Below are 21,917 nucleotides of genomic sequence, written 5' to 3' on the forward strand. Positions count from 1 at the left end.
CATTGAACCAGGACTATTTAGACCCTATAAACGCGCTACATGTACCTGAGCTTGCAGATACTACCTTTGCTATGGACTTTCTTATTCGTGCAAAAGAAGGTGTTCGAAATATTGCTGTAGCATTAACGGAGTCCGTATCACCTGATATGAGAACCCTCTTACGAAAAGAGTTAATGCAAGGCATTGCCTTGCACCAAGAAATTGCAGAACTTATGATTAGTAAAAAATGGTTCCATCCATACGAACTAAGTAAACAGTATCAACTGGATCAACTCTCTGCCAATAATACATTAATGATTGGCAAAATGAATCTATTTCCTGTTGAGACCAATAGAAAAGGTATGTTTGACCGGACACCTGATGAACACTAACACTGGAGGCTGTATAGCATGAAGGCAGTAACGTATCAAGGTATTAAAAATGTTGTAGTCAAAGAAGTTCCAGATCCAAAGATTGAAAAACCAGATGACATGATTATTAAAGTGACGAGTACAGCTATATGTGGGTCTGATTTACATTTAATTCATGGCATGATTCCTAACCTGCAAGAAAACTATGTTATTGGCCATGAACCAATGGGAATCGTCGAAGAAGTTGGACCCGGTGTTACCAATGTAAAAAAGGGAGATCGCGTCATTATTCCATTTAATATTGCATGCGGTGAATGCTATTACTGCAAAAACCATTTGGAAAGTCAATGTGATAATTCAAATGATAATGGTGATATGGGTGCCTATTTCGGATATTCTGGTTCGACGGGTGGCTATCCAGGTGGGCAAGCTGAATATTTAAGAGTGCCGTTTGCCAACTTTACTCATTTCAAAATCCCAGAGACTTGTGAAGAACCAGATGAAAAGTTAGCCGTTATTGCCGATGCCATGACTACTGGTTTTTGGAGTGTAGACAATGCCGCTGTAAAGGACGGTGATACAGTTATTGTTCTTGGCTGTGGTCCGGTTGGTCTTTTTGCTCAAAAATTCTGTTGGCTTAAAGGAGCAAAGCGTGTCATTGCCGTAGATTATGTAGACTATCGTTTGCAACACGCCAAACGTACCAATAAAGTTGAAATTGTAAATTTCGAAAAATTTGAAAATGTAGGAATGCATTTGAAAGAAATGACGAATGGCGGCGCTGATGTTGTCATAGACGCAGTTGGTATGGACGGTAAAATGACTGATATAGAGTTCCTTGCGAGTGGATTGAAACTTCAAGGCGGAGCATTTAGTGCATTTATCATCGCTTCACAAGCAGTACGTAAAGGTGGGAACATCCAAGTTACAGGCGTTTACGGCGGCAAATATAATGGTTTCCCAATGGGTGATATTATGAACCGTAACGTTAATATACGCACTGGACAAGCACCTGTGATTCACTATATGCCGTATATGTTTGAATTAGTTTCGACCGGAAAAATTGATCCAGGAGATGTCGTAAGCCATGTTCTTCCACTTAGTGAAGCAAAGCGTGGCTATGAAATCTTTGACACAAGAACGGATGATTGTATAAAGGTCGTATTGAAACCATAAAAAGGAGGTTAGAAAAGTGAAATATGCCTTACATGAAGTACTTGAGGTCCATGAAATGGCTGCATTTAAAACCACTTGTCTAACTAAGTCTAAAACGATGAGAGCGTTAGTTACAGACCAGCAGTTAAAAGATATTATGCAGAAAGACATAGGTTTATCTACGAAACAATTACAAGAATACGCTTCTATCCTTTCTAACGCTAAGCAGTAAATTAGGAGATGAATGAACATGAATCCAATCATTGAAAATTTAACTGGCATGAACGCACTATCGGATCAAGTAGTGGCAATGGATTTATTGATTTCAGCTAAAAGTGGAGTCAGAAATTATGCCATGGCTGTTACGGAAGCAGGAACGCCGGAAATTAAAGAAATACTCACTCGCCATTTAACGGAAGCTCTTGATATGCATGAACAAATTTCCTTATACATGGAAGAAAAAGGATGGTACCATGCTTGGGATACAAACGAACAAATCAATTTAGATTTAAATAATATCAATACAGCATTGAACTTACCCACTCTATAAAAAATAAAATAGGAGCAGTTTAACATTACCAACCTAAACTGCTCCCAATAAACCATTTGTATTTAAATGATGTAAATATACGATTTCCCTCCTTTTGCAACCACCACTTTCTTTTACAATACAATTTGGATGTCTTTTTCTTTTATAAATAGAGTTATGTTAAGCTAATTAAGGCCTATTGGCTCTACCCGTTTACATTTCACAAAAAGATGAACCAACTTTTTTAGAATCAAATGATAGGAGCAGGAAATTCATTAATTTTTATACGAAGTAAACTATAAGGTTTTTGTCGCAGGTCTTTTCCATAATGAAATCTTGCCTGCCGATGTAATTGGTTCACAATGACATATAAGTATTCATCCGGACCAATTGAAAAAGTATCCGGCCATAAAATTCTCGGATCATGTGCGATGGTTTGCATTGTGCCATTCGGCAATATCTTTCGAATACTATTGTTCTCATAATCTCCAGCATAAACGGCCCCTTTTGCATCTGTAATCATTCCATCAGACGCACCCTTTTCTCCCCAATATTCCACATGATAAAGTAAATCCATGTCCGGTATGTTTATGTCTCTCAGGGCTTCTGTTGAGATTGAGAACAGATGGCGACTTGTTAGTGGACAAAAAAATAATACCTTTCCATCAGGAGAAATCGCAATACCGTCAGACGCTAATCTAAATGGAGAAGTCCCTCCATCTTTATTTCGATTCATCAGCACTTTTCCTTCTACTTTCGGTATAAAATAGGGATCTGGTGAAGTTGAAATTGCTCCATTTAACCGTCTAGACATATTTCCATTTTCTAAATCTACGACGATAATAGCACCTGGTCCTTTGGAAGAAGAATCCGTTATATAGGCATAACCTGCGTTTCCAACCCGAAAATCAAATCGGACATCATTCAGGTAAGTTGTCGGCAAGACAACATCTTCTGTAAAGGTATATACTCTTCTAATTGTATTGGTTTTTAAATCAACAGCGACTAATTTTGCTCCACCTTTAATGGGCTCAGAAAAATTGGGTGCCGCTGTATCTAATACCCAAAGCGTTCCCCTTCCATCAGCAACTACACTTTGGACACTGATGAAAGTCATTGTGATATTCTCGGGGTTAACCAAATTGGTTTGTAAATTAGGATAAGGCTGCAATTTATCCTCAACAATCTCCGCCACCGTAAATTTAACATCGTCTCCCCATTTCGGAAAGCAAATGAAAATACGACCGGTTTCTGAAACAGTAACACCTGTAGGCATAGCCCCATAAAATGCATAAACTAGTTCTAAATTACCGAAATATTTTTCACTAGGTAACATAATATCCTCCTCAAGCATTCAAACGGGATATCTCCTATATATGTTTTATATTTTTTCTAGTGCATGTTTCTTAATAAGTTTTTCTATACGAAAAGATGATTGAATTGTGTTTTCGAAATTTAATAAGTCTGTCAGAAGAAAGGAAACATTTTAATTTAAAGGTCTTAAGTTGAAGTAGAATTCAATTAGCAGGTAGCGAAGTTCAATATTACCGAATCAACGTTAAACTGTTATAAATAAAAATTGGTAAAATTTGATTTTTTAACTCTGTGAAGAATGTACTTAAGCTAAACTCCCCGTTTGTTCAAGAAGAAACTCCAACAAAAAAGAGGATTAATCCTTATTGGATTAATCCCCCTTATTACAATCTTATTTATCAATAAGTTAATTTCTTTTTTAGATAATACTGTTGATTTTCTTTGTTTGGATGTTCTTCAACTACACCCACTACTTCATATGGATAGGCAACACTAAGTTGGACAGAAAAATTAAGGTCAAGTAGACTACAGATAATATGTTAGAGGAGAATCTACGATGACTAAGAAAGAACGCCGGACATTTACTCCGGAATTTAAGCAACAGATCGTTCAGCTTTATCAAAATGGAAAACCAAGAAAGGACCTTATTCGGGAATATGACCTTACGCCTTCTTCATTGGATAAGTGGGTTAGTCAAAGTCAAAAGTCCGGTTCGTTCAAGGAAAAAGACAATTTGTCTCCGGAAGAAAAAGAGCTGATCCTATTAAGGAAAGAAAATAAGCAGCTTCAAATGGAGAATGACATTTTAAAGCAAGCTGCGCTGATACTAGGACGAAAGTAAATGTGATCAAAAACAATCAACACAAATACTCAATATCAGCAATGTGTAAAGTCCTACAACTTCCCAGAAGCACGTACTATTATGAGGCAATCGAAAGGGCTTCAGAAGACGATTTGACATCCTACATTATAGAAATCTTTCAAAACAGCCGACAAAACTATGGAACTCGAAAGATAAAGGTAGAATTGAAAAAGCTTGGACATCAGGTGTCTAGACGCCGTATTGGACGGATTATGAGTGAACAAGGGCTGGTATCCGCGTATACTGTCGCCCAGTTTAAACCGCATTCCAAAAGCTGTAACGAATCCAATCAGAAGAATGAATTAAATCGTGAATTTGACCAAGCAGAAGAATTATCCGTAGTCGTAAGCAATTTAACATATGTGAGAGTCAATCAAAAATGGCACTACATATGTGTCTTTGTCGATCTATTTAATAGGGAGATTGTTGGCTTTAGCACAGGCCCGAATAAAGATGCGACATTGGTTTATCGGGCCTTATCGACCATCAAAAAAGACCTCCGAAAGATCAAGTATTTCCACACCGATCGAGACAGTGAATTTAAAAACAAGCTGATAGACGAGGCTTTAGAAACGTTCCGTATCAAACGATCGTTAAGTATGAAGGGTTGCCCTTATGATAATGCGGTGGCTGAAGCCACGTTCAAAATCATCAAAACAGAGTTCGTTAGAGGTCACCATTTTGTCAGTTTAGAAGAGTTAACAAGAGAATTTCATGACTATGTTCATTGGTTCAACCACATTCGGATTCACGGAACTTTAGGATACATAAGTCCCGTCGAGTACAAACTTGGACACCTTAAAAAAACTGTCTAGTTTAGTGTTGACAATCCAAAGTCAGGTTCAGGCTTTTTTAGAGAAAGGCAAGCCATATCGTAAGAGCTTTAAAGTCTCTCATACATTGGAAGGTCTTCGTTTACTTGTAGAGTTTTTGGAGGAAGTGAGGTATGAAACAGGTCAGAAACCACCCATCGTACTAGAAGTAACCGGACACTATCACTCTTCTGTTGTTCAATACTTGGAGGACCGAGGATTTTTATTAATAATCATTAATCCACTGATTTCTTATAAGGCTAAAAGTTCAAGCCTTCGAAAAGTAAAAACAGATACAGTGGATGCGTACCATCTCTGTGAGCTGTTTTATAAGGAGGATCTTGAGCCATATAAAAAGCGAGGAGTTCAGCTTTTAAACCTTCGAAATCTAACAAGACAGCACGAGAATATAACTGGGGTATTAATCCAAACAAAGTTACAATTTCAAGCCATTCTGGAACAGGTCTTCCCCGAATATCGAGGGGTTTTTGGGGACTTATATTCCGTCGTGTCGCTCTTAACTCTTTCCGAGTATCCCTCATCTGAAGATATATTGGAGGCAAGTGTAGAAACAGTAGCTGATAAAATCGCTGAATTATGTAAAAGTCGTTCCTATCGATGGTCTAAAGAAAAAGCTATTCAGCTAAAGGCTGCAGCAGATCGAAATCCGTTTGAAAAAACGGTTTATCAGAGTCATATTTTAAGTCTCGGTATGTATATAAACATCATTCTTCAATACAAAGAGCACCTATCCAAGTTAGAGTCTGAGATAGATGCCCTCGCTAAAGAAGTTGAAGAATATACTATTATCAAATCTATCCCGGGTATTGGAGAAAAGATCGCTGCAACGATTATTTCTGAAATTGGAGAGATAGACCGATTTACTGATCCTAAAAAGCTAGTAGCTTTCGCTGGAGTTGATCCAAGTGTATTCGAATCTGGTAAGTTTACAGCCACCAAAAATCGAATCACAAAAAGAGGATCTAGTAGACTTCGCCACGCCTTATATATGGCTGTTCGTTGTGCTATACGTGATTGTCGAAAGAGCAAAACTAGCGATGAAATCATCCCCCGTAATAAGAAATTACGAGAGTTCTATGATAAGAAACGCGAAGAAGGTATACCTTTTAAAGTAGCTGTTATAGCTTGTGTCAATAAGCTTCTTCATTGGATATTTGCCCTTTTAAAGAATAAAACTACTTTCCAAGATATAGCCTAGAACCTAAAATGAACTAATAAACGTAAAACCTTCCAAAACCGAAGAAACGGAAGGTTATTTGACATGCGCACTTTTAGTATAACAGGTGATTCAACAGATTTTTATTGAAAAATATTGACAAACTATTAGCTGGTTTAGTTCAAGAAGGTGTTACCTAAAAATAGAAGCAAAAACTCTTAGCACAAGACCTATATTAAAGAGGTATCCATTTTTGTGCTAATCATTTCTTGAACAGGTATTGTATAATTTATTGAAAAGGAGTGATTCTATGCTAAATGAGAAACAAAACGGTGAAAGCAAAGGAAAATATGCTTGGGTTAGCAAGTGGGCAAAGATGACTGGTGAACGAGCTAGAATCGATGCAAAAGTCAACAATACATACATCGTATATGAAAAAAACGGAAAATTGGTAAAGGAATTTCCGAATGGGAACATTATTCCACTTAATACAAGTGAAGAATCTTAATGGATATTATTACAACCACTTTCGTTTTTCCTCAGCCGGCGGTGAATAAAAAACAATCCACTGACTCATTTTAAACTCTAGCACCCGTTTGTTCAATAATCTACATTATTATTAAAACCCTCATAGTCTAATGTGTAACATTTTTATTTGCAAACTAATCGATATAATCAATAATAGGCTTAAATAAATTATATTGATCAATGAATCGATCTAATTTATCTTTTGAAAAAATAGCTTCAACGGCTAATCGGAATATTACAGCTCTCATAATCATTTCTTTATTGTTTGTATGTTTAGGTAATAATTCAATTTCGGAAACCATACTTCCTTGCCAAGCAATACAATCACATACTAAAATCGCTTCGGCATATTCAACGGGTGCTATGGTTGGAGAGAAATCAATGATTAGAGGGTACAAAACATCATCAAAAAGAATATTTCCTGACAAATCAGCGTGAACCAATTGTAAGTTATAATGTTCTTTTAGCCGTAATTTTTGAATTAATCCATTGATGATTTTTCTTATTTCATTATGTATTTCCATTGGTAATTCATCTTTTTGCCAAGCTATTCGATGAGCAATAACCCAAGGATTATCAGTTTGAGAAAAGTCGTCTCTAATGTTGATATTAGATAAATCATAGTGAAATAATCTCGATACCTGAAGTTTCTCTTTAATTCTACCTTTGACTTCCTCACCACGTTCAAACTTAGTACACACCCATCCAGAACTCACAAATGTACCTTTACTGCTTCTAATAGGTTTTGATAATCTGTAACCTTTAGGTTTTATATTATTTAAAACCATTAACAGCCATTCAAATGATTGAGTAACATCTTCAACCGGCTTTAATACAGCATTATTTACTCTTACCGATGTATTCTGTCCACCCAATAATGGGATGATTTTACCGTTTAAATTAAATGAATGGAGAACCTCTTCAGACAGCATCATTACACCTTCTTATTTTAAACTGCGATATGAATAGTTTAACATACATTTTTTTATCTCTACTTTTCAAGTCTTATTAAACTATTCTGCTTCGTTAGTGCAATAAAAAATAGCTGCCAAAGTACGACAGCAATATCATTTAACTTTTATATCCTCTACTTTTAGTCAAAGTATATTACACAACCCTACGGACTTAGATATAATTTTAGAAATAACTTCTGTATTGAAATAACAGCACTACTAGGGAAATGATGGTGTAAGCCAATGAAGTAAAAAAGGCAGCATTCGGTAAAAACTCAGACTTTTGTTGTTCCATCTTGTATCCCGAAGTTGCTTGGGCTACCATATCTACATTTTTACTCCAAAACCCCCCTCCCTTTGAAGTAAAAAACCCAATAATAACAGTGACTGCAATTCCAATAAAAAATGAATAATCAATAAATTTAGTGTGAGTGTAGTGAGCAATGCCGTAACTCAACCCTAATAAAACAAATAACGTAAGTAGTATTGTGATTAATCGTTTCATTATTAATTACAGCCCCCTTTATAAAATCTATATCTAAACAATAACTCATTTTGACTCATTTGGATATATTAACCTTTTTGTACTTAATTCCTTCTTCCACTAAACTGCTTCGTTAGTGCAACTACAATTATGAGACTATAGGGGGGAATTCAGCACGACTCCATAACCATAATGGAGTATGGACATCTATAGGTGCTATACCAGTTCCAGCAAGTGCCCTTTTCCAAGCTGAAGCAACAGCTTTTCGGTCTTCTGCTGCACCATTTAAGACTTCCTCCGTACATAATCCAAGTTTTATTGTAGCTTTTAAGATATGTGTATCTGGTGCAATGGTGATAAGTTCACGCGATTTCCAAGTAACATTGGTGTAACCCTCCAAGACATATAGCCAATAATTAAATATCTTTGGTCCAGAGAGATAAGGAAACTCTTTTTTTCTTAAGCCTTGAATAATCCCCTTCATTAAAGCAATGTCCGCCTCAACAGAGTCAATTAATCCTTGTACGTTTCCTTTTTCAGACGATATCTTTATTCCTTTTGCAACACGTTGCCAAATTTCAGGATGGCGATTTGGTTGCAAACCTACGCGATGTAAAAGCAAAGCTTCTCGTAATTCATCTATATTACTGTTTACTACAATAGTTGGATTAAAAATCCACTTGGTCTCCGGGTCTTGGTACGCCTGTACAACTGATTCCCATAATTTATAAGAGTTTCTCTGATAGTTCAACGCTATTGCAAGAGTTAAAACATCCATTAGTTCATCTTCTTGAACAATTCCAATTAATACATCTTCAGGCATTATTTCTCCACCTAAAAGTCCGCTGGAATGCATTTTTATTAAGCTATTTACATTATTTAAAAAGGTGCTATTTCTCATCTGGTCCTCCAAAAATCTGGTTTACCTATTAAATTCTCTTTAAATGGAAAATCCACCTTCTTAAGCTAACCTGCCCAGTTACTTGAATAAGAAAAGTCGCTGAGAATGGCAGTTGATCTATAACTATTGCCCCCGTTAATTAAACAAGTCTCCAGTACTCAATAAGTACTGGAGACTTGTTTAATCTTACAGGAACATAAACACGAAATACGTGATAATCCATAGCATCGGAGCTATATTGATGATCATAGCAAACCGTTTCTTTTTTACACGAAAGTACCAGGATAAAATAGAACACACAATCACAGCAACTGGATATAAAGAAACGGACAGAACAAAAGAAACATTATATAGATTTACACCATTATCAAAGCTCATAAAAGATAATCCCCAAATTAAAAACCATGGAATCAATGAAAGTAAATATAGGATTTGGCTAATAATTAGATAAGTTTTCATTAATCTCCCCCCAACATTTTATAGCATAGGGATTTCACATTTATATCCATTGTTAAATGATAAATATAAAATCAGGTTTATAGTCTTAAATAAACTCGAAGAATTTCGACATTGATTTGGGAATCACGTTTCAACAAAAAGTTCAAACCTTAAATATTCTGTAAAGCTGTATAGTGGTGTTTACAAAATAATAAATAGCTTAGAATTTGCTCTAAGCCACTTATCTTAATAACAATGTTTTTTCATTAAAGCACCCCTTACTTTAAGTGTAATTCTTCACAAAATGCAGACCTCACTCACTTCAACTATCCTTCTTCCCCTTCCGTTGAATCGTTTGATAGCTTCCTCGGTTACCGGTTCGAAGAGGTTAACGAGGTTTCCGTCGGGTTCACGGAACAACACAGCACTGTTCCCCCACGGCATCGTAGTCGGTTCCTTTACCCATTCGTCAACAAACGGTTTCAAGCGCTCGTATTCGGCATCGACATTGTGGACGCGGAACTCAATGATGACAGTGTGATTCTCGGCCGCCACTCCGGAACCAGCGCCAAACAGTGACACCATCTGCGAGTCGCCGATCGCAAGGGTGCACGATGGAACAATGAATTCGGCAAAGACTGGCACGGGGCGTTCCGCCGAAACACCCATTACTTTTTCATAGAACTTGACAAGACGATCCACGTCGTCGGTAATGATGCGTACAGAAGCAAAATTCACGAGATACCATCCTTCCTAAAATAAATAATACAATATCGTATCATATCATTTTGGGCCAGAACCAGTGAAGTTTCCGTAAAGGCCCGATTTAATCAGAAACTGAACCATTTGGTTCTATTGGCTGCTGCTCAATTGTTCAATAGTGAAATGAATTAAATCCTGTGGACGTTGAATGGCGGTGTTCCCAAACTGAAACAAGAAATACTTCGCATTTATCTCTCACCTCTTTATGTTTACTTACTCCGATTATAAAATGACGCTACTGACAGCAGTATGTCAGTAGCGTTTAAACATTTTTTGGGCTTCCTCACGAATCCTTTTTCGTAATGATTCAGGCTCCAATACAATCGCATCGGCTCCCCAGCCAAGCACCCATTGCAACAATTCGTCGAGTTGACGAACGCGTAAGACCACAAGCAATCCATCTTGATGCTCCCTCTATGTAATGATTGGTCGAACCTTTCACCTTATCTCCGATATCATAGTTAAATCGAAGGCGAACTAGCAAGTGTCGATCATCCGGAGGGGTATACTCTCTTAAGTTAAAATTTGTTGGTAGTTCGAATCGTTCTCCCAGATCGATAAGTTCCGTCATTCGGGACAGGCGGAAATGGCGAATGTCTTGGCGCAGATCACACCGGGCAACGAGCATCCATGATCCTTGAACGAGCACCAATCCATAGGGATCAACGGTACGAACACTATGGCGATTACCTTCGGAATCTGCAAGTCTTTTTGCATAATGAAAGCTGATCTTTCTCTCGTCTAATATCGCTCGACCGATCTTTTCTAGATATTCTTTTTCTTTTGACTGCCTAACCTGTTTATCAGAAATGAGTAAACACATAGTCTTACGTACACGAGATGTTTCATTGCGTACGCTTTCCGGTAGAATTGCCTCAATTTTGCCGCGGGCTTCTTGAGCTTTGACACGATAATCATCATCAAATCTTTGTTCGATAAAGTCCGTCCCAATCAACAAGCTCACAGCTTCTGGTACCGTGAAACTGATTGGCGGCAGGAAATAGCCTTCCATCAAGGAATATCCTGTCCCAGGAGCTCCTATGATCGGCACGCCCGCTTCACTCAGCGCCTGGATGTCGCGGTAGATGGTCCGCACGCTAGTTTCAAATAGGGTCGCCAAATCTTCGGCCCTTACCACTTCTTTACGTTGTAGCTCCAGCACGATGGCTAACAAACGGTCTGTTTTGTTCACTGGTTACCCCCTTGAATATTTACTGCAAACTAAACATAACACATCTTAATGGAGAAGATAATTTAGATAACCAGTGTAGTAACTAATCACTAATATCTATAAATAGCAGCTTTTCTAACTCTCTAATATCGTACATATTCCCGTCACTTACGAATTTTTCTAATTCAACTGTCCCATCATCCATAAATTCAACTTCCCATCGTTGTCCTTGAACAGCAATCTGAACCAGCATATCTTCATTTATAACTTTAGTAAGCTCGTAATAAATATTTTTGTCTTCCAATTTATTTAGGAAAGTAATTCATTCTCCGGCTCCCACCAAACTCACTCTCCATAGGTAACATTACAATCTATAGTCAACATTCTTATTGAACTCCCTGCTTCGTTAGTTGAAGAAGGATATATTATACTGGTACTCATTACGGCACTGAAATTGACAGTAGTTTTGGCACTCTTTTTTAATTGTACAATACTTTATTGTCCATCATAAAAATGATGGCAATTGCTATGCTAAAGTTAAAGGGATCTCGCATGACCCTTGTTAAAAAAAGAAAAAGACGTATGCCAATTCATACGTCAATTCTTGTGTCATTTGTTAAGTAAACACCCGAAAACGGAACCCATTACAACATGAAGTAAGGCTGTTATTCGTTTCATTTTTCTTACATCTAATGATTTATTTTTATTATTAAACTCCGAGTCTCAATCAAATGATCAGGATAAATCAATTAATCTGCTGCCTCCTCTCCATTTCTATGACTTTTTTAATACCTTTCCTATGTTACATCTATTCCAATTATAAGAACGTTTCTCTTAGCTGTACGTCAAAGAGTCAGTTTTTCCTAAATATACCCTTTTAATGATACGGCTTTATATTCACTAACTGAGGAACGGTTAGAAATTGATATCCTTCCTGGTGTAAAGTCTGAACTACATAGGGCAAAGCCTCCACTGTATCACGGAGGCTTTCTCCCCTGCCGCCTGCACAGTGCTGCAGTATGATGGCCCCCGGCCGAACGTGCGCTAAGATATTGGCAGCTACCTGCGGACCGGTAAGTCCAGCCCAGTCTAAACTATCGACATCCCAATAAATGATTTTATCCTTTAATTGAATAATTTTACGTATGACTTCAATATTTAATGCTCCGTAGGGTGGCCGAAAAAGAATAGGTCTGACTTTTGCTATACGATATACTTCATTGGCCGTTCTTTCAATTTGATCTTTCACTTCATTTATAGGAATTTTTGTTAAATTAGGGTGACTCCACGTATGATTTCCAATCACATGCCCTTCTCTGACCATTCTTTGAAGGACATTTGGATTTTGCTGTACACGCTGACCTACACACATAAAAGTCCCTTTTACATTTAGCTGTTTTAAAGTATCAAGTATTTTAGGTGTCCAAACATCATCTGGTCCATCATCAAATGTTAGTGCTACTTGTTTTCGGTTGGTTGGCCCGTGTAAGATGATCTCATTAGGGAACATAGAGGCCCAGTCCACATGCTGTGTATGCGGAGGGCGTTCTTCCATTCTTTCCGGACCATGCTGGTGCGGAGGTAATTGCCGTATAAATGATGGATCTACTCCTGGTTGTAAAGTGCTCAGGTCCGGAAGATATCGTCGATCAAAATAATACATTTTTATCCTCTCTTTTTAAACTCATTTCTTTTTCGAACACCGTTATTGGAAGACAAATCCAGAATGAATCAATGTATGATTTAAATAATATTAGATTTATGGAGACGTATGACTATTGGCCAGTATGATGGTGTGTATGGTGATGATGGTGGTGGTGATGAGTATGGTGATGAGTATGATGATGGTGGGTATGATGAGCTGGATGATGATGAGTTCCGTGTTGCTGCCTGTCGTTTTGTTGCTCTTCAGGATTTACTTGTTGTTGATCAGGAATAACTTTCCCATAATATGGGTTTAAGAAATTTTGATTAAATGGATTCATTATTGTTTTCTCTCCTCAGTAATACAATTTTAAAAAAGCTACGTTCATATATTATGATATGAAGTGAAATTGTGATAAAAGTTTATTTGAAAACTTGTATTTTGATAGCCTTCTATGAAGTATATCCAGCGTTTCACCACAGCGAATGAAAATGCTTTAGAACTATTTATATTAATTATTAATCCAGTCTTTATCGACCATCTTCTTTAGTATTATCTTTCTTCAGAGTGAAAGAAGGCTATTTTAATTGATTTGTACTCTAAAACAGAACCTGGTTACCCTCTTTTTACACCGAACTAAATGGAACCGCATAACATGCCTATAGGCATATTGATCAATCGAAAGAGGCGATATTTTTGGTTTCGTATATGGACTATACTTCTCCAGCCACTCAATATACATTTGATGTTAATACAAGTCCCTTATTCAAAAAAGATAACCAAAATTTTATTAATGTCTTAGGGATTCAGCAATTGAATACCCTGGAAAATCTGTCTTTGCTAGATATATTCTTAAGTGCAAATAATGTGGTGGAGCCACACTATCATCAAAATGCATCTGAATTGGTTTATTGTATTTCCGGCGCTGCGACAGTTTCAATATTGAATCCCTTCACAAAAGAAATACTCAATTACCCGATCACTCCAGGACAGGTGGCGAACGTTCCGCAAGGATGGTGGCATTATGAGGCCGCTTCAGTTGATGATACTCATCTTTTGGCCATTTTTAACACACCCACTCCAGAGGTGATTCTAGGGTCAGACCTATTAAAATTTACACCTGCAAATGTGATGGCAACTACTTATTGTATGGATGAGGAGCAGTGGAAGCAGGTTACCGCACCCGTTACTCCGTCAACCTATATTGGACCAGCGAAAGATTGCAGCAGGTCAAGAAAAAGATTTCCTCATCCATATTGGGAACCATCCTATCTGTCACAAGGACAACAAATGCCATACCTTCAGCAGCATCCGCATTATTGGTAAAATCAATAGCATGAGGCAGTGGCATGCCGTTTTGTTCATTTTCCATTAAAGGCAGGTTTAACCCTCCCTCTCACAATAAAAAAAGCACGCCGTGTCTACCAGCATGCTACCTTATATATCTAAAAAGCAACTTATTTTGCTTTTAAATAGAGAGAGGGTTCGCCCCCCTCTTATTCCTGCAATCCATCTGTTGGTTCTGATCTTATCTTTCGTTCATCCTGCTTTCACTACTTTGAGCGTTTTCCGTAGAATTTTCCGATTGGAAATACTCTTTGCCTTTCAGTTTCACTTCCGGCAAGAAGAAGGTGCCGATGAAACTGAGGCAAGCGAAAACCAATCCGACCTCGAACAAATGCTGAATTCCATATGTCAACGAAATTTTTACTGAGTCCATCAGCTGTAGATACATCTGATGCCCTGCAGCACCAAACTTCGTGAACGCAGCTGAGATGGATTTTTGTGCTTGTGAAGTTAAAAGCGCTTGTGGATTCAACCCAGTAAGCTTACTCTTAAATTGTCCGAGTGATGCAGGCAGCGTTTCGTTAAATTTTTTGGTGAACGCTTTGTTTAGGATGGATCCAAAAATCGGTGAAGCAATCACACCGCCAAGTGAACTAACAAATTGCTGTGTTGAGTTCACGGTACCCATCATCTTGTAAGGGAACGCATTTTGAACCACCATATTCATAAGCGGCATTAAGGAACCAATGCCGAGTCCAAGGACAATCATGTTGATGACGACCGTCGTCCAGGTTGTATGAATATCCATTCGGTTCAACAATAGGGAACCCACAACAATCACCGCACCGCTTAGCCAAGCAAGGTACTTGTAACGACCTGTTTTAGACATGACCTGACCAGAAACCACGCTGCCGAAAATAAACCCAAGCATCATCGGAGACATGACCCATCCACTGCTTTGTGCATTGAGCCCAAGTACCCCTTGAACATAAATGGGCAAGAACATGAGACTGCCAAACATCGTCATACCAATCAAGACGCCCAAGATCAGCGAGGTGCTGAAAATCCGATTTTTAAATAAGGACGGCGCGAGCAGCGGATCGGCCGCTTTACGCTCCCACAACACAAACAATACAAGAAAAATAACACCGCCGATAAAGAGCGTTAATTCCGTTGGAGAACCCCAGGCATATTTCGTACCAGCCCAGGTAAAACCAAGCAAAATCGGAATCAAACCAACCACTAAAATTAAGGAACCAAGCCAGTCAATCTTCACTTGATGTTCTGTCCGAACTTTCGGTAACGTGACAATGACCCCGATAATCGCAAGAACGGCAAACGGCAAGTTAATATAAAATACCCAGCGCCATGAAAAAGTGTCCGTAATCCATCCACCAAGTGCCGGGCCGATGATGCTGGATAACCCAAACACCGCCATCATAACACCCATCCATTTTCCGCGTTCTTGAGGTGTGAAAATATCCCCCACTGTGGCACGTGGCATGCTCATCATGGCACCCGCGCCAATTCCTTGAAAAGCACGTGCCCAAACCAGCTCCACCATAGAATGGGCCTGACCGGATACGGCTGACCCGATTCCGAACATGATAAGGCCAAACAAATAGAAAGGTTTACGTCCAAATACATCCGACAGCTTTCCATAAATAGGTATGGTTACGGAAGACGCCATCATATAGGATGTAAAGACCCAAGAATATAAATTTAATCCATGTAAGTTTCCTACAATCGTAGGCATTGCAGTGGACACAACCGTCTGATCCATAGACGAGAAAAACATTGTCAACAGGACCGTAGCAAGCGCCCACCATTTTTTTGAACCTGTAATCTGGTTCGTTGTTTGCACTGATACTTCAGCCATCTTACTCCCCCTCCATCGATAACCCCAGTACTTCTACTAATTCCATTTTCTGAGAAATGGAAGACAATTTTTCTAATCCTTCAATAAAAGGAATGAGTTCATTGGCATCCATTTGTTTAAAACAGTGCTGTATAATCGTTTTTCGGACTTTTAAAACATAATCCAATTCCCGCTCACCGGCATCTGTCAGCTCAATAATGACAACGCGTCGATCGGATGTATCACGTGTACGGCTAACAAAACCGTGGTTTTCCAGCCGATCAAGCATGACCGTAATGGCGCTTGGAGCAACCTCCATTTTTTCAGCCAGTTTTGACACACTGCTAAGACGTTCATTTCGAATCAAATGCAACATAAAAACCTGACCCGGGGTTAAATCCAACTGGGCTCGGTTGATTAACTGCGGACCTAGATTTTGCATCAGGACAATCAATGACTTATCAAAGCGCTCTGTCAATGAGTCGAGGTTCTTATGCATACCTCTACCTCCTTTTTCATGTTTTATTATTAACGAGTTTAATAGTTAAACTACTTAATGATTATACTATATAAATAAATATTAATCTCGTCAACAAAAATTTTCCAACCGTTAAATGAGATGTCCTGAAGCTGCAAAATTAGACGCTTGACTATTTTTGAATCGGATCTCAAGGAAAATAGCCAATATGAAAAGCAGCCGCGATGGCTGCTTTCTTTTTGTTCTTTTCTTTTCTCACTCAAATTTCTTTTAATTTTTGTTTTATAACCGTTTTAAAACACCTGTATGAACAATTTTAGTTTCACATTGATTTTATCAGGTGTTTACATGAACTCCATACTATGAAAGACGCTTTCACTCTTTTAGGTTCTATAATAAAACAATCTATTTATAGATACTTTAAAATAGAGTACTCGGTCTTTTCCTACTCAATGTAGCTCGTTTAAAAGAAAAGGGAGTGGTTAAAACACCACTCCCTTTCACGATCATTCAACTTTGGACGCTACACTTCGTTTAGAAACGGAATAGAAGAAGAAAGCAAAAGTCACTTCAAACAGGAACAAGATCCAATCAACGGAAATACTTTCTTGGAAGGCATTGGAAGGGTCAACGAAGAGTGTATCCCCGCCCAGAAGCGCATAATTTATACTCATAAATGCAGCAATAATGGCGGCCGCAAATCCGCATTTTGCCAAGGCGCTACTCATCTTTCCTCGGAAAATTTGAATCGCTACAATAGCAAAGGTTAAGCCAACCACTAGTTCTCCTATAAGGACCAGGGTGCCGATCAATTGGGATTGAGGAATGCCTACACTCTTAAATAAGCTTGCGTAAGGATGAAACTGAATACCAGACACTGATTGTACCATTTGCTTGTGCATGTTTTCTAAATAGTTTTTCGTTAATAGCTTGTCTACTGAAGCAATTAACCATTCATAGGCAATAATTAGTAATAGAACCGGAATGACTAAGGGATGCCTTGTTTTATATTCCATTGTATTATATTCCATTGTGAAAGATTCTCCTTTTTAAAAGTATTAGGTGAATGCCATTCTTGCTTTCATCAGTAATGGTAGAATATCATACAAATATTTGAATATTATTTGAAATATATTGTCATAAAAAATGAAAGAAAATAGAATTAAAAATAGCACGATGGCTGGTAGTCATACCTTAAACATTGTTCAGGCATTTATCCCCTGTATTTCCTTGCTTTCTAATATATTTTTTTAACCCTTTACGAATAGGGTGAATGTTGATAAAAGAAGTTTGGTTTCTTAATCTCATTTTTATAGGGTTTATGAAAAATATGAGTCGTAGCAGGCGCTAAAGGAGGAATGAGCCATGTCCAATTGCCGGTTACCTGCCTCCCTTGTTCCATTTCTTTTTGTTCAAATTTTTTAAACTGCTGGGCCGCAGTATGATGGTCGACAATGCTGACGCCTTTTTTCTTATATGAATAGAGAACAGCGACGTTTAACTCTAAAAGAGCCCTATCCTTCCAAAGGGATGCATGACTTTCAATATCCAAGCCCATTAAGCTCCCGATTTTCGGCAGCATATTGTATCGATCATCATCCGCTAGGTTTCGTGCTCCAATCTCTGTTCCCATATACCAGCCGTTAAAGGGAGCGGCTGGATACGTAATTCCCCCTATTTCAAGCTTCATGCTTGAAATGATGGGTACAGCATACCACTTCAACTGAAGGTCTTTAAACCATTCGTAGTCAGGATGCTCAAGTGGAACCTCAATCAAAAGATGTTTAGGTATATCATAAAAGACAGGTGGACGATTTTTTACTTGAATGACAATAGGTAAAACATCAAATGGCCCATATTGAGGCTCCCAGCCAAGTTCTATACAGGCGTTGGTAAAGGAAATAGAATCGGGATCTCCTATTATCCCCTGTTCGGTTTCATATCCTGCATATCGGATGAGCTGATGATTCCAAATCCTAAAGTCTTCTTCAGGAAAAACGGTGATCGTCGGCCTTATACGCCCTTCATTTGTTGCATAATCGATATGCTCAAATAAAGCTGTCATCATTTCCTCTTCAGTGTCAATCTCTCTTTTATCGATGACATGAAGACTTTGCCAAAAAAGCCTTCCAATGCAGCGATTACTGTTACGCCAAGCTAGTTTTGCCCCATATTCCAGTTCTTCTGGTGTGTGATGGTAAGAGCCTTTTTGTTCTATCTGAACCTTGATTTCGGCTAATCTTTTCTTTATTTCATCTTCGGATTTATCCCGTTCCCGGTAGCTGGAAGAGATAAACTCCTCTGCTTCTTTCATTTTATTGCTGTCCAATTTTGCGCCTCCTGAAAATCATCATTCTCTTATCATATCATAGGAAAATAAACGAAATAAAATCCGCCTATTCAAATGAAAAAGTTGAGATCCTACTGCATACATATAGCTTCATTAAAAAAGCGGGCTTTTGCTTAACGGGTTCGGTTTTGAAGTACAGACTTCGAAATCGCTGCTTACATCACAATAAGATTCGCATACGATCTAACAATTAAATTAACGCATAAGCAACAATTGGTATAAAAAAAGCTCAGAGGATTAAACTCTGAGCTTTTTTCTATATATCGGCTTATTGTGCGAACACACCCTTTAGCTTAAGTGAAGTTCTTCACAATTCAGCTGTTACACAAAAAAGAGTTATTTTAACACTAATAAATAAAGACAAATAACAGGGATTTTTGGGAAATAGTTTCTGGAATTAGCACTAGCGCCGTTTCATATTTCTGTTTTGTACATACTTTGTGATTATGAGAAAAGAAGGCACTGTCCATGGCAGATGGTGCTTGTTGAGCTGATTTTGCTCTAATCATTGTATGTTTATTTCTTACACCGCTTGAGTAGCTTAATATTATAAGACCGAAGTAACGGCTGGAGGAGTGCAAAACAACACACCTTTGCAATCCACTATTTTGAAATTACATAATAATCCAAAAAAGACTATTAAAATGGGGAAAAAAGGATAAATTAAAAGGCGGTAAGTACATGATCAACGTTTTATTTGTATGCTTAGGGAATATTTGCCGTTCACCGATGGCTGAAGCTCTGTTTCGCCACTTAGTCAAAAAAGAAAATTTGACAAACAAAATCGCAGTTGATTCCGCTGCAACCAGTTCATGGCAAATAGGCTTCCCTCCGCACGAAGGAACTCTTGATATTCTGAAGAGATACAATATCTCTTCTGATGGGCTTGTTGGACGCCGACTTAAGAAAGAAGACTTTTGGAGATTCGACTATATAATCGGTATGGATGAAAGCAACATAAAAAATATTTACAGGATAACCGGAAAGCCTAATCATCCAAAGATCATTAGGCTGCTCGACCTGACCATATACAGGAAAGATATCCCTGATCCATTTTATACCGGTGATTTTGATGAAACCTATCGTCTTGTTTCAACTGGCTGCCGGATATTACTCAATAAAATACGCAGAGAAAAAAACTTATAACAAGGCATCCATCTTAATCAGACGATCAAAATAATTTCTATTTCACTAAACTAATTTTTTGAAATTGTAAAATCCGATTACTAAACAAAAATTCCAACATAACACTGGCTTCGAGCCGAATATTGTTTGTGAATGTTCAAGTGTTAGGATCATTATCGCGTTAGTAGTCGCTCGTATGGGTGCAACTATTCTGCCAAAGTTAGTGATGTCTTCCTTTCCGATTTCGGAGTCTAAGATGTTAGTTTTACTTGATGCAACTTTCAATCTGTTGTTTGTATTGTATAGCTAAGGACGTCATCTTCCAAAGAGTGCGCGGGCTTTATCGATACTTTTAAGGAAGTTCATTTGTAATTGTAGCTTTTAACCATGTTGGCTGAACGATGACTTAATCAATTTATTCACCACGATTGAAGTAAACTGTCTCGTTAAGTCAAATAAGAAAAGTAATCTCCGCAGCAATCCCATTTTAAACTCTAGCTACCCGTTACTTTAAGTACAATGCTTCACAATCTAATTTCTCCATAGAACTAATAATAGCAATACTCTTTTCAAATAATATTATTCGTTAACATATATGAAAACTCTCTTCTTACATTAAAACCAACAAAATCATATTCCTTCTGAAAGAGGGAAATAATACTTTGGAGGTGAGTATATGGATAAGGAAAAATTAAAACTTACATCTTCAGAAATAGGTTCCTTATGGGGTGAGTATGTAAACGGAACAGCGGTAGATGTAGTAAATAGATATATGTACTCAATTATTGAAGATGAAGCAATAAAAACGGTTTTTAATGAAGCTCTCAAGACATCCGAAAAACAAAAGAAGAAAATTATCACTTTTTTTGAGAGTGAAGGGTTTCCTGTTCCAATTGGATTTAATGAATCCGATCTTTATTTAGGAAAACAGAGATTGTTTTCAGATGCATTCTGTTTGAATTATTTACACGTTATGACTTTACATGGATTATTAGGGCATATCACTGCATTAAGCATTTCTGTTAGAAAAGACTTAAGGGATTTTTACGACTCTTGTGATAACGATGCGAAAAAAATGTATCATCAAACGATTGAGTTATTGCTTGATAAAGGACTTTTTCAGAGAGACCCATTATTTTATGCATATGAACACCCTCAATTTATTTCAGGCAATGATTTTACAGATGGTTTTTTTGGGAAGAGGAGAACCCTTGCTGCTACAGAAATCATTAGTATTTCTTTTAACCTGAAAAAAAGCATTTTGGCTAAATCCCTTTCTATTGCATTCAGCCAGGTGGCGGAATCCAAAGAAGTAAGAAAATTTTTAACTGAATCAGAGAAAACTTCTGATGGTCAAATAAATGCATTAGCAAAAATACTCCAAGCTGATAACTTACCCGTTCCGAAATCATTGGAAACCGAAGTGACAATATCAACTGACTCTCCATTTTCTGATAAGTTATTAATGTATCATATGGGATTTTTGTTTCAAGCTGCACAAAACTATCATGGGGCTGGTCTTGCAACAGCCATGCGAACAGACCTCGTGACAATTTATGAGGCAACTATTTTACAAAATCTTATGGTTACTAAGAATTGGTTTAATCTTATGGTGAAAAATAAATGGTTAGAACAACCTCCACTTGCACCTAATAGAACAGAAATTGCAAAACAAAAATAACAAAACATGCCCTTCCAAATCGGTGGGGCATTTTATTTTTAGTAAATCCTTCTTCCA

At 37.7% G+C, this 21,917-nt stretch carries 24 protein-coding genes and 1 pseudogene; 12 read left to right on the forward strand and 13 right to left on the reverse strand.

What is annotated here, in order from left to right:
• Nucleotides 1-2 precede the first annotated feature (2 nt).
• Genes A5N88_RS23375 through A5N88_RS23390 form a run of 4 tightly spaced genes read left to right on the forward strand, consistent with a single transcriptional unit; the run spans nucleotide 3 to nucleotide 2,055 of the window.
• Nucleotides 3-371, forward strand: a complete 369-nt coding sequence (locus A5N88_RS23375) for a spore coat protein (RefSeq protein WP_066271348.1) — start codon at nucleotides 3-5, stop codon at nucleotides 369-371.
• A gap of 18 nt (nucleotides 372-389) precedes the next feature.
• Nucleotides 390-1,526 carry a zinc-dependent alcohol dehydrogenase gene (locus tag A5N88_RS23380; protein WP_066271350.1) on the forward strand — a complete coding sequence of 379 codons (1,137 nt, stop codon included), beginning with the start codon at nucleotides 390-392 and terminating at the stop codon, nucleotides 1,524-1,526.
• A gap of 16 nt (nucleotides 1,527-1,542) precedes the next feature.
• Nucleotides 1,543-1,737 carry a hypothetical protein gene (locus A5N88_RS23385; RefSeq protein WP_066271352.1) on the forward strand — a complete coding sequence of 65 codons (195 nt, stop codon included), beginning with the start codon at nucleotides 1,543-1,545 and terminating at the stop codon, nucleotides 1,735-1,737.
• Between the two features lie 18 nt (nucleotides 1,738-1,755).
• Nucleotides 1,756-2,055 (forward strand): spore coat protein, encoded by a 300-nt coding sequence (locus tag A5N88_RS23390; protein ID WP_066271355.1) that lies wholly within the window; start codon nucleotides 1,756-1,758, stop codon nucleotides 2,053-2,055.
• A gap of 229 nt (nucleotides 2,056-2,284) precedes the next feature.
• Here the strand turns inward: A5N88_RS23390 and A5N88_RS23395 are convergent, their stop codons facing one another.
• Nucleotides 2,285-3,388, reverse strand: a complete 1,104-nt coding sequence (locus A5N88_RS23395; RefSeq protein ID WP_066271357.1) for an L-dopachrome tautomerase-related protein — start codon at nucleotides 3,386-3,388, stop codon at nucleotides 2,285-2,287.
• A 516-nt stretch (nucleotides 3,389-3,904) separates the two neighbouring features.
• On the opposite strand from A5N88_RS23395, the gene A5N88_RS23405 reads away from it, so the two are divergent.
• The 3 genes from A5N88_RS23405 to A5N88_RS23415 all read left to right on the forward strand — a co-directional run bounded on the left by A5N88_RS23405 (nucleotide 3,905) and on the right by A5N88_RS23415 (nucleotide 6,707).
• Nucleotides 3,905-5,025, forward strand: a protein-coding gene (locus A5N88_RS23405; protein ID WP_157090830.1) for an IS3 family transposase whose coding sequence is annotated in 2 segments (ribosomal slippage) — nucleotides 3,905-4,154 and nucleotides 4,154-5,025 — 1,122 coding nt in all. Because the reading frame shifts where the segments join, the coding sequence is not laid out codon by codon here.
• Nucleotides 5,026-5,029: 4 nt separating this feature from the next.
• Nucleotides 5,030-6,241 (forward strand): IS110 family RNA-guided transposase, encoded by a 1,212-nt coding sequence (locus tag A5N88_RS23410; RefSeq protein ID WP_232317658.1) that lies wholly within the window; start codon nucleotides 5,030-5,032, stop codon nucleotides 6,239-6,241.
• Between the two features lie 268 nt (nucleotides 6,242-6,509).
• Nucleotides 6,510-6,707 carry a hypothetical protein gene (locus tag A5N88_RS23415; RefSeq protein WP_066271364.1) on the forward strand — a complete coding sequence of 66 codons (198 nt, stop codon included), beginning with the start codon at nucleotides 6,510-6,512 and terminating at the stop codon, nucleotides 6,705-6,707.
• Nucleotides 6,708-6,861: 154 nt separating this feature from the next.
• Here A5N88_RS23415 and A5N88_RS23420 read toward each other — a convergent pair whose 3' ends face one another.
• The 8 genes and pseudogenes from A5N88_RS23420 to A5N88_RS23455 form a co-directional block, all read right to left on the reverse strand.
• On the reverse strand, nucleotides 6,862-7,659 hold the full coding sequence (locus A5N88_RS23420; RefSeq protein WP_066271366.1) for a hypothetical protein: 798 nt from the start codon (nucleotides 7,657-7,659) through the stop codon (nucleotides 6,862-6,864).
• Between the two features lie 205 nt (nucleotides 7,660-7,864).
• Complete coding sequence (locus A5N88_RS23425; RefSeq protein WP_066271368.1) at nucleotides 7,865-8,185, reverse strand: hypothetical protein; 321 nt, start codon at nucleotides 8,183-8,185, stop codon at nucleotides 7,865-7,867.
• 127 nt (nucleotides 8,186-8,312) lie between these two features.
• Nucleotides 8,313-9,065 (reverse strand): hypothetical protein, encoded by a 753-nt coding sequence (locus tag A5N88_RS23430; protein WP_066271369.1) that lies wholly within the window; start codon nucleotides 9,063-9,065, stop codon nucleotides 8,313-8,315.
• 186 nt (nucleotides 9,066-9,251) lie between these two features.
• On the reverse strand, nucleotides 9,252-9,524 hold the full coding sequence (locus tag A5N88_RS23435) for a hypothetical protein (RefSeq protein ID WP_066271372.1): 273 nt from the start codon (nucleotides 9,522-9,524) through the stop codon (nucleotides 9,252-9,254).
• Nucleotides 9,525-9,800: 276 nt separating this feature from the next.
• Nucleotides 9,801-10,241, reverse strand: coding sequence for a VOC family protein (locus A5N88_RS23440; protein ID WP_066271375.1), 441 nt, complete (start codon nucleotides 10,239-10,241; stop codon nucleotides 9,801-9,803).
• A 276-nt stretch (nucleotides 10,242-10,517) separates the two neighbouring features.
• Nucleotides 10,518-11,457: pseudogene (locus tag A5N88_RS23445) on the reverse strand (helix-turn-helix transcriptional regulator).
• A gap of 82 nt (nucleotides 11,458-11,539) precedes the next feature.
• The gene (locus A5N88_RS23450; protein ID WP_232317659.1) at nucleotides 11,540-11,689 is read right to left on the reverse strand and encodes a hypothetical protein; all 150 of its coding nucleotides are present in this window, start codon (nucleotides 11,687-11,689) and stop codon (nucleotides 11,540-11,542) included.
• Between the two features lie 624 nt (nucleotides 11,690-12,313).
• A complete protein-coding gene (locus tag A5N88_RS23455) occupies nucleotides 12,314-13,099 on the reverse strand; it encodes a polysaccharide deacetylase family protein (protein WP_232317660.1) in 786 nt (261 codons plus the stop codon).
• Between the two features lie 108 nt (nucleotides 13,100-13,207).
• On the opposite strand from A5N88_RS23455, the gene A5N88_RS25350 reads away from it, so the two are divergent.
• Both A5N88_RS25350 and A5N88_RS23460 read left to right on the forward strand, forming a co-directional pair.
• Nucleotides 13,208-13,375, forward strand: a complete 168-nt coding sequence (locus A5N88_RS25350) for a hypothetical protein (RefSeq protein ID WP_157090831.1) — start codon at nucleotides 13,208-13,210, stop codon at nucleotides 13,373-13,375.
• 402 nt (nucleotides 13,376-13,777) lie between these two features.
• Nucleotides 13,778-14,407: a cupin domain-containing protein gene (locus tag A5N88_RS23460; protein WP_066271377.1), complete on the forward strand. Its 630-nt coding sequence runs from the start codon at nucleotides 13,778-13,780 to the stop codon at nucleotides 14,405-14,407.
• 202 nt (nucleotides 14,408-14,609) lie between these two features.
• On the opposite strand, the gene A5N88_RS23465 is transcribed toward A5N88_RS23460, so the two are convergent.
• The 4 genes from A5N88_RS23465 to A5N88_RS23480 form a co-directional block, all read right to left on the reverse strand.
• On the reverse strand, nucleotides 14,610-16,247 hold the full coding sequence (locus A5N88_RS23465; protein ID WP_066271379.1) for an MDR family MFS transporter: 1,638 nt from the start codon (nucleotides 16,245-16,247) through the stop codon (nucleotides 14,610-14,612).
• 1 nt (nucleotide 16,248) lies between these two features.
• Complete coding sequence (locus tag A5N88_RS23470; RefSeq protein ID WP_066271382.1) at nucleotides 16,249-16,725, reverse strand: MarR family winged helix-turn-helix transcriptional regulator; 477 nt, start codon at nucleotides 16,723-16,725, stop codon at nucleotides 16,249-16,251.
• Nucleotides 16,726-17,210: 485 nt separating this feature from the next.
• Nucleotides 17,211-17,735 (reverse strand): hypothetical protein, encoded by a 525-nt coding sequence (locus A5N88_RS23475; protein ID WP_066271384.1) that lies wholly within the window; start codon nucleotides 17,733-17,735, stop codon nucleotides 17,211-17,213.
• 227 nt (nucleotides 17,736-17,962) lie between these two features.
• Complete coding sequence (locus A5N88_RS23480; protein WP_066271526.1) at nucleotides 17,963-19,018, reverse strand: nitric oxide synthase oxygenase; 1,056 nt, start codon at nucleotides 19,016-19,018, stop codon at nucleotides 17,963-17,965.
• Nucleotides 19,019-19,735: 717 nt separating this feature from the next.
• Here A5N88_RS23480 and A5N88_RS23490 point away from each other — a divergent pair.
• The 3 genes from A5N88_RS23490 to A5N88_RS23495 all read left to right on the forward strand — a co-directional run bounded on the left by A5N88_RS23490 (nucleotide 19,736) and on the right by A5N88_RS23495 (nucleotide 21,860).
• Nucleotides 19,736-20,200: a low molecular weight protein-tyrosine-phosphatase gene (locus A5N88_RS23490; protein WP_066271387.1), complete on the forward strand. Its 465-nt coding sequence runs from the start codon at nucleotides 19,736-19,738 to the stop codon at nucleotides 20,198-20,200.
• A 76-nt stretch (nucleotides 20,201-20,276) separates the two neighbouring features.
• Nucleotides 20,277-20,489, forward strand: a complete 213-nt coding sequence (locus A5N88_RS26465) for a LysR substrate-binding domain-containing protein (protein WP_157090840.1) — start codon at nucleotides 20,277-20,279, stop codon at nucleotides 20,487-20,489.
• Between the two features lie 366 nt (nucleotides 20,490-20,855).
• On the forward strand, nucleotides 20,856-21,860 hold the full coding sequence (locus A5N88_RS23495; protein WP_066271389.1) for a DUF3231 family protein: 1,005 nt from the start codon (nucleotides 20,856-20,858) through the stop codon (nucleotides 21,858-21,860).
• The last annotated feature ends 57 nt before the right edge of the window (nucleotides 21,861-21,917 follow it).

Origin of the sequence: Heyndrickxia acidicola (genome assembly GCF_001636425.1) — a bacterium.
GTDB classification, from domain to species: Bacteria; Bacillota; Bacilli; order Bacillales; family Bacillaceae_C; genus Bacillus_AE; species Bacillus_AE acidicola.

Excerpts from the sequence above, each read along its gene's own strand:
- A5N88_RS23380 (WP_066271350.1), top strand. The coding sequence starts at position 390 with ATGAAGGCAGTAACGTATCAAGGTATTAAAAATGTTGTAGTCAAAGAA.
- A5N88_RS23390 (WP_066271355.1), top strand. The coding sequence starts at position 1,756 with ATGAATCCAATCATTGAAAATTTAACTGGCATGAACGCACTATCGGAT.
- A5N88_RS23395 (WP_066271357.1), bottom strand. The coding sequence starts at position 3,388 with ATGCTTGAGGAGGATATTATGTTACCTAGTGAAAAATATTTCGGTAAT.
- A5N88_RS23415 (WP_066271364.1), top strand. The coding sequence starts at position 6,510 with ATGCTAAATGAGAAACAAAACGGTGAAAGCAAAGGAAAATATGCTTGG.
- A5N88_RS23420 (WP_066271366.1), bottom strand. The coding sequence starts at position 7,659 with ATGCTGTCTGAAGAGGTTCTCCATTCATTTAATTTAAACGGTAAAATC.
- A5N88_RS23425 (WP_066271368.1), bottom strand. The coding sequence starts at position 8,185 with ATGAAACGATTAATCACAATACTACTTACGTTATTTGTTTTATTAGGG.
- A5N88_RS23430 (WP_066271369.1), bottom strand. The coding sequence starts at position 9,065 with ATGAGAAATAGCACCTTTTTAAATAATGTAAATAGCTTAATAAAAATG.
- A5N88_RS23435 (WP_066271372.1), bottom strand. The coding sequence starts at position 9,524 with ATGAAAACTTATCTAATTATTAGCCAAATCCTATATTTACTTTCATTG.
- A5N88_RS23450 (WP_232317659.1), bottom strand. The coding sequence starts at position 11,689 with ATGCTGGTTCAGATTGCTGTTCAAGGACAACGATGGGAAGTTGAATTT.
- A5N88_RS23455 (WP_232317660.1), bottom strand. The coding sequence starts at position 13,099 with ATGTATTATTTTGATCGACGATATCTTCCGGACCTGAGCACTTTACAA.
- A5N88_RS25350 (WP_157090831.1), top strand. The coding sequence starts at position 13,208 with ATGACTATTGGCCAGTATGATGGTGTGTATGGTGATGATGGTGGTGGT.
- A5N88_RS23465 (WP_066271379.1), bottom strand. The coding sequence starts at position 16,247 with ATGGCTGAAGTATCAGTGCAAACAACGAACCAGATTACAGGTTCAAAA.
- A5N88_RS23470 (WP_066271382.1), bottom strand. The coding sequence starts at position 16,725 with ATGCATAAGAACCTCGACTCATTGACAGAGCGCTTTGATAAGTCATTG.
- A5N88_RS23475 (WP_066271384.1), bottom strand. The coding sequence starts at position 17,735 with ATGGAATATAATACAATGGAATATAAAACAAGGCATCCCTTAGTCATT.
- A5N88_RS23480 (WP_066271526.1), bottom strand. The coding sequence starts at position 19,018 with ATGAAAGAAGCAGAGGAGTTTATCTCTTCCAGCTACCGGGAACGGGAT.
- A5N88_RS23490 (WP_066271387.1), top strand. The coding sequence starts at position 19,736 with ATGATCAACGTTTTATTTGTATGCTTAGGGAATATTTGCCGTTCACCG.
- A5N88_RS23495 (WP_066271389.1), top strand. The coding sequence starts at position 20,856 with ATGGATAAGGAAAAATTAAAACTTACATCTTCAGAAATAGGTTCCTTA.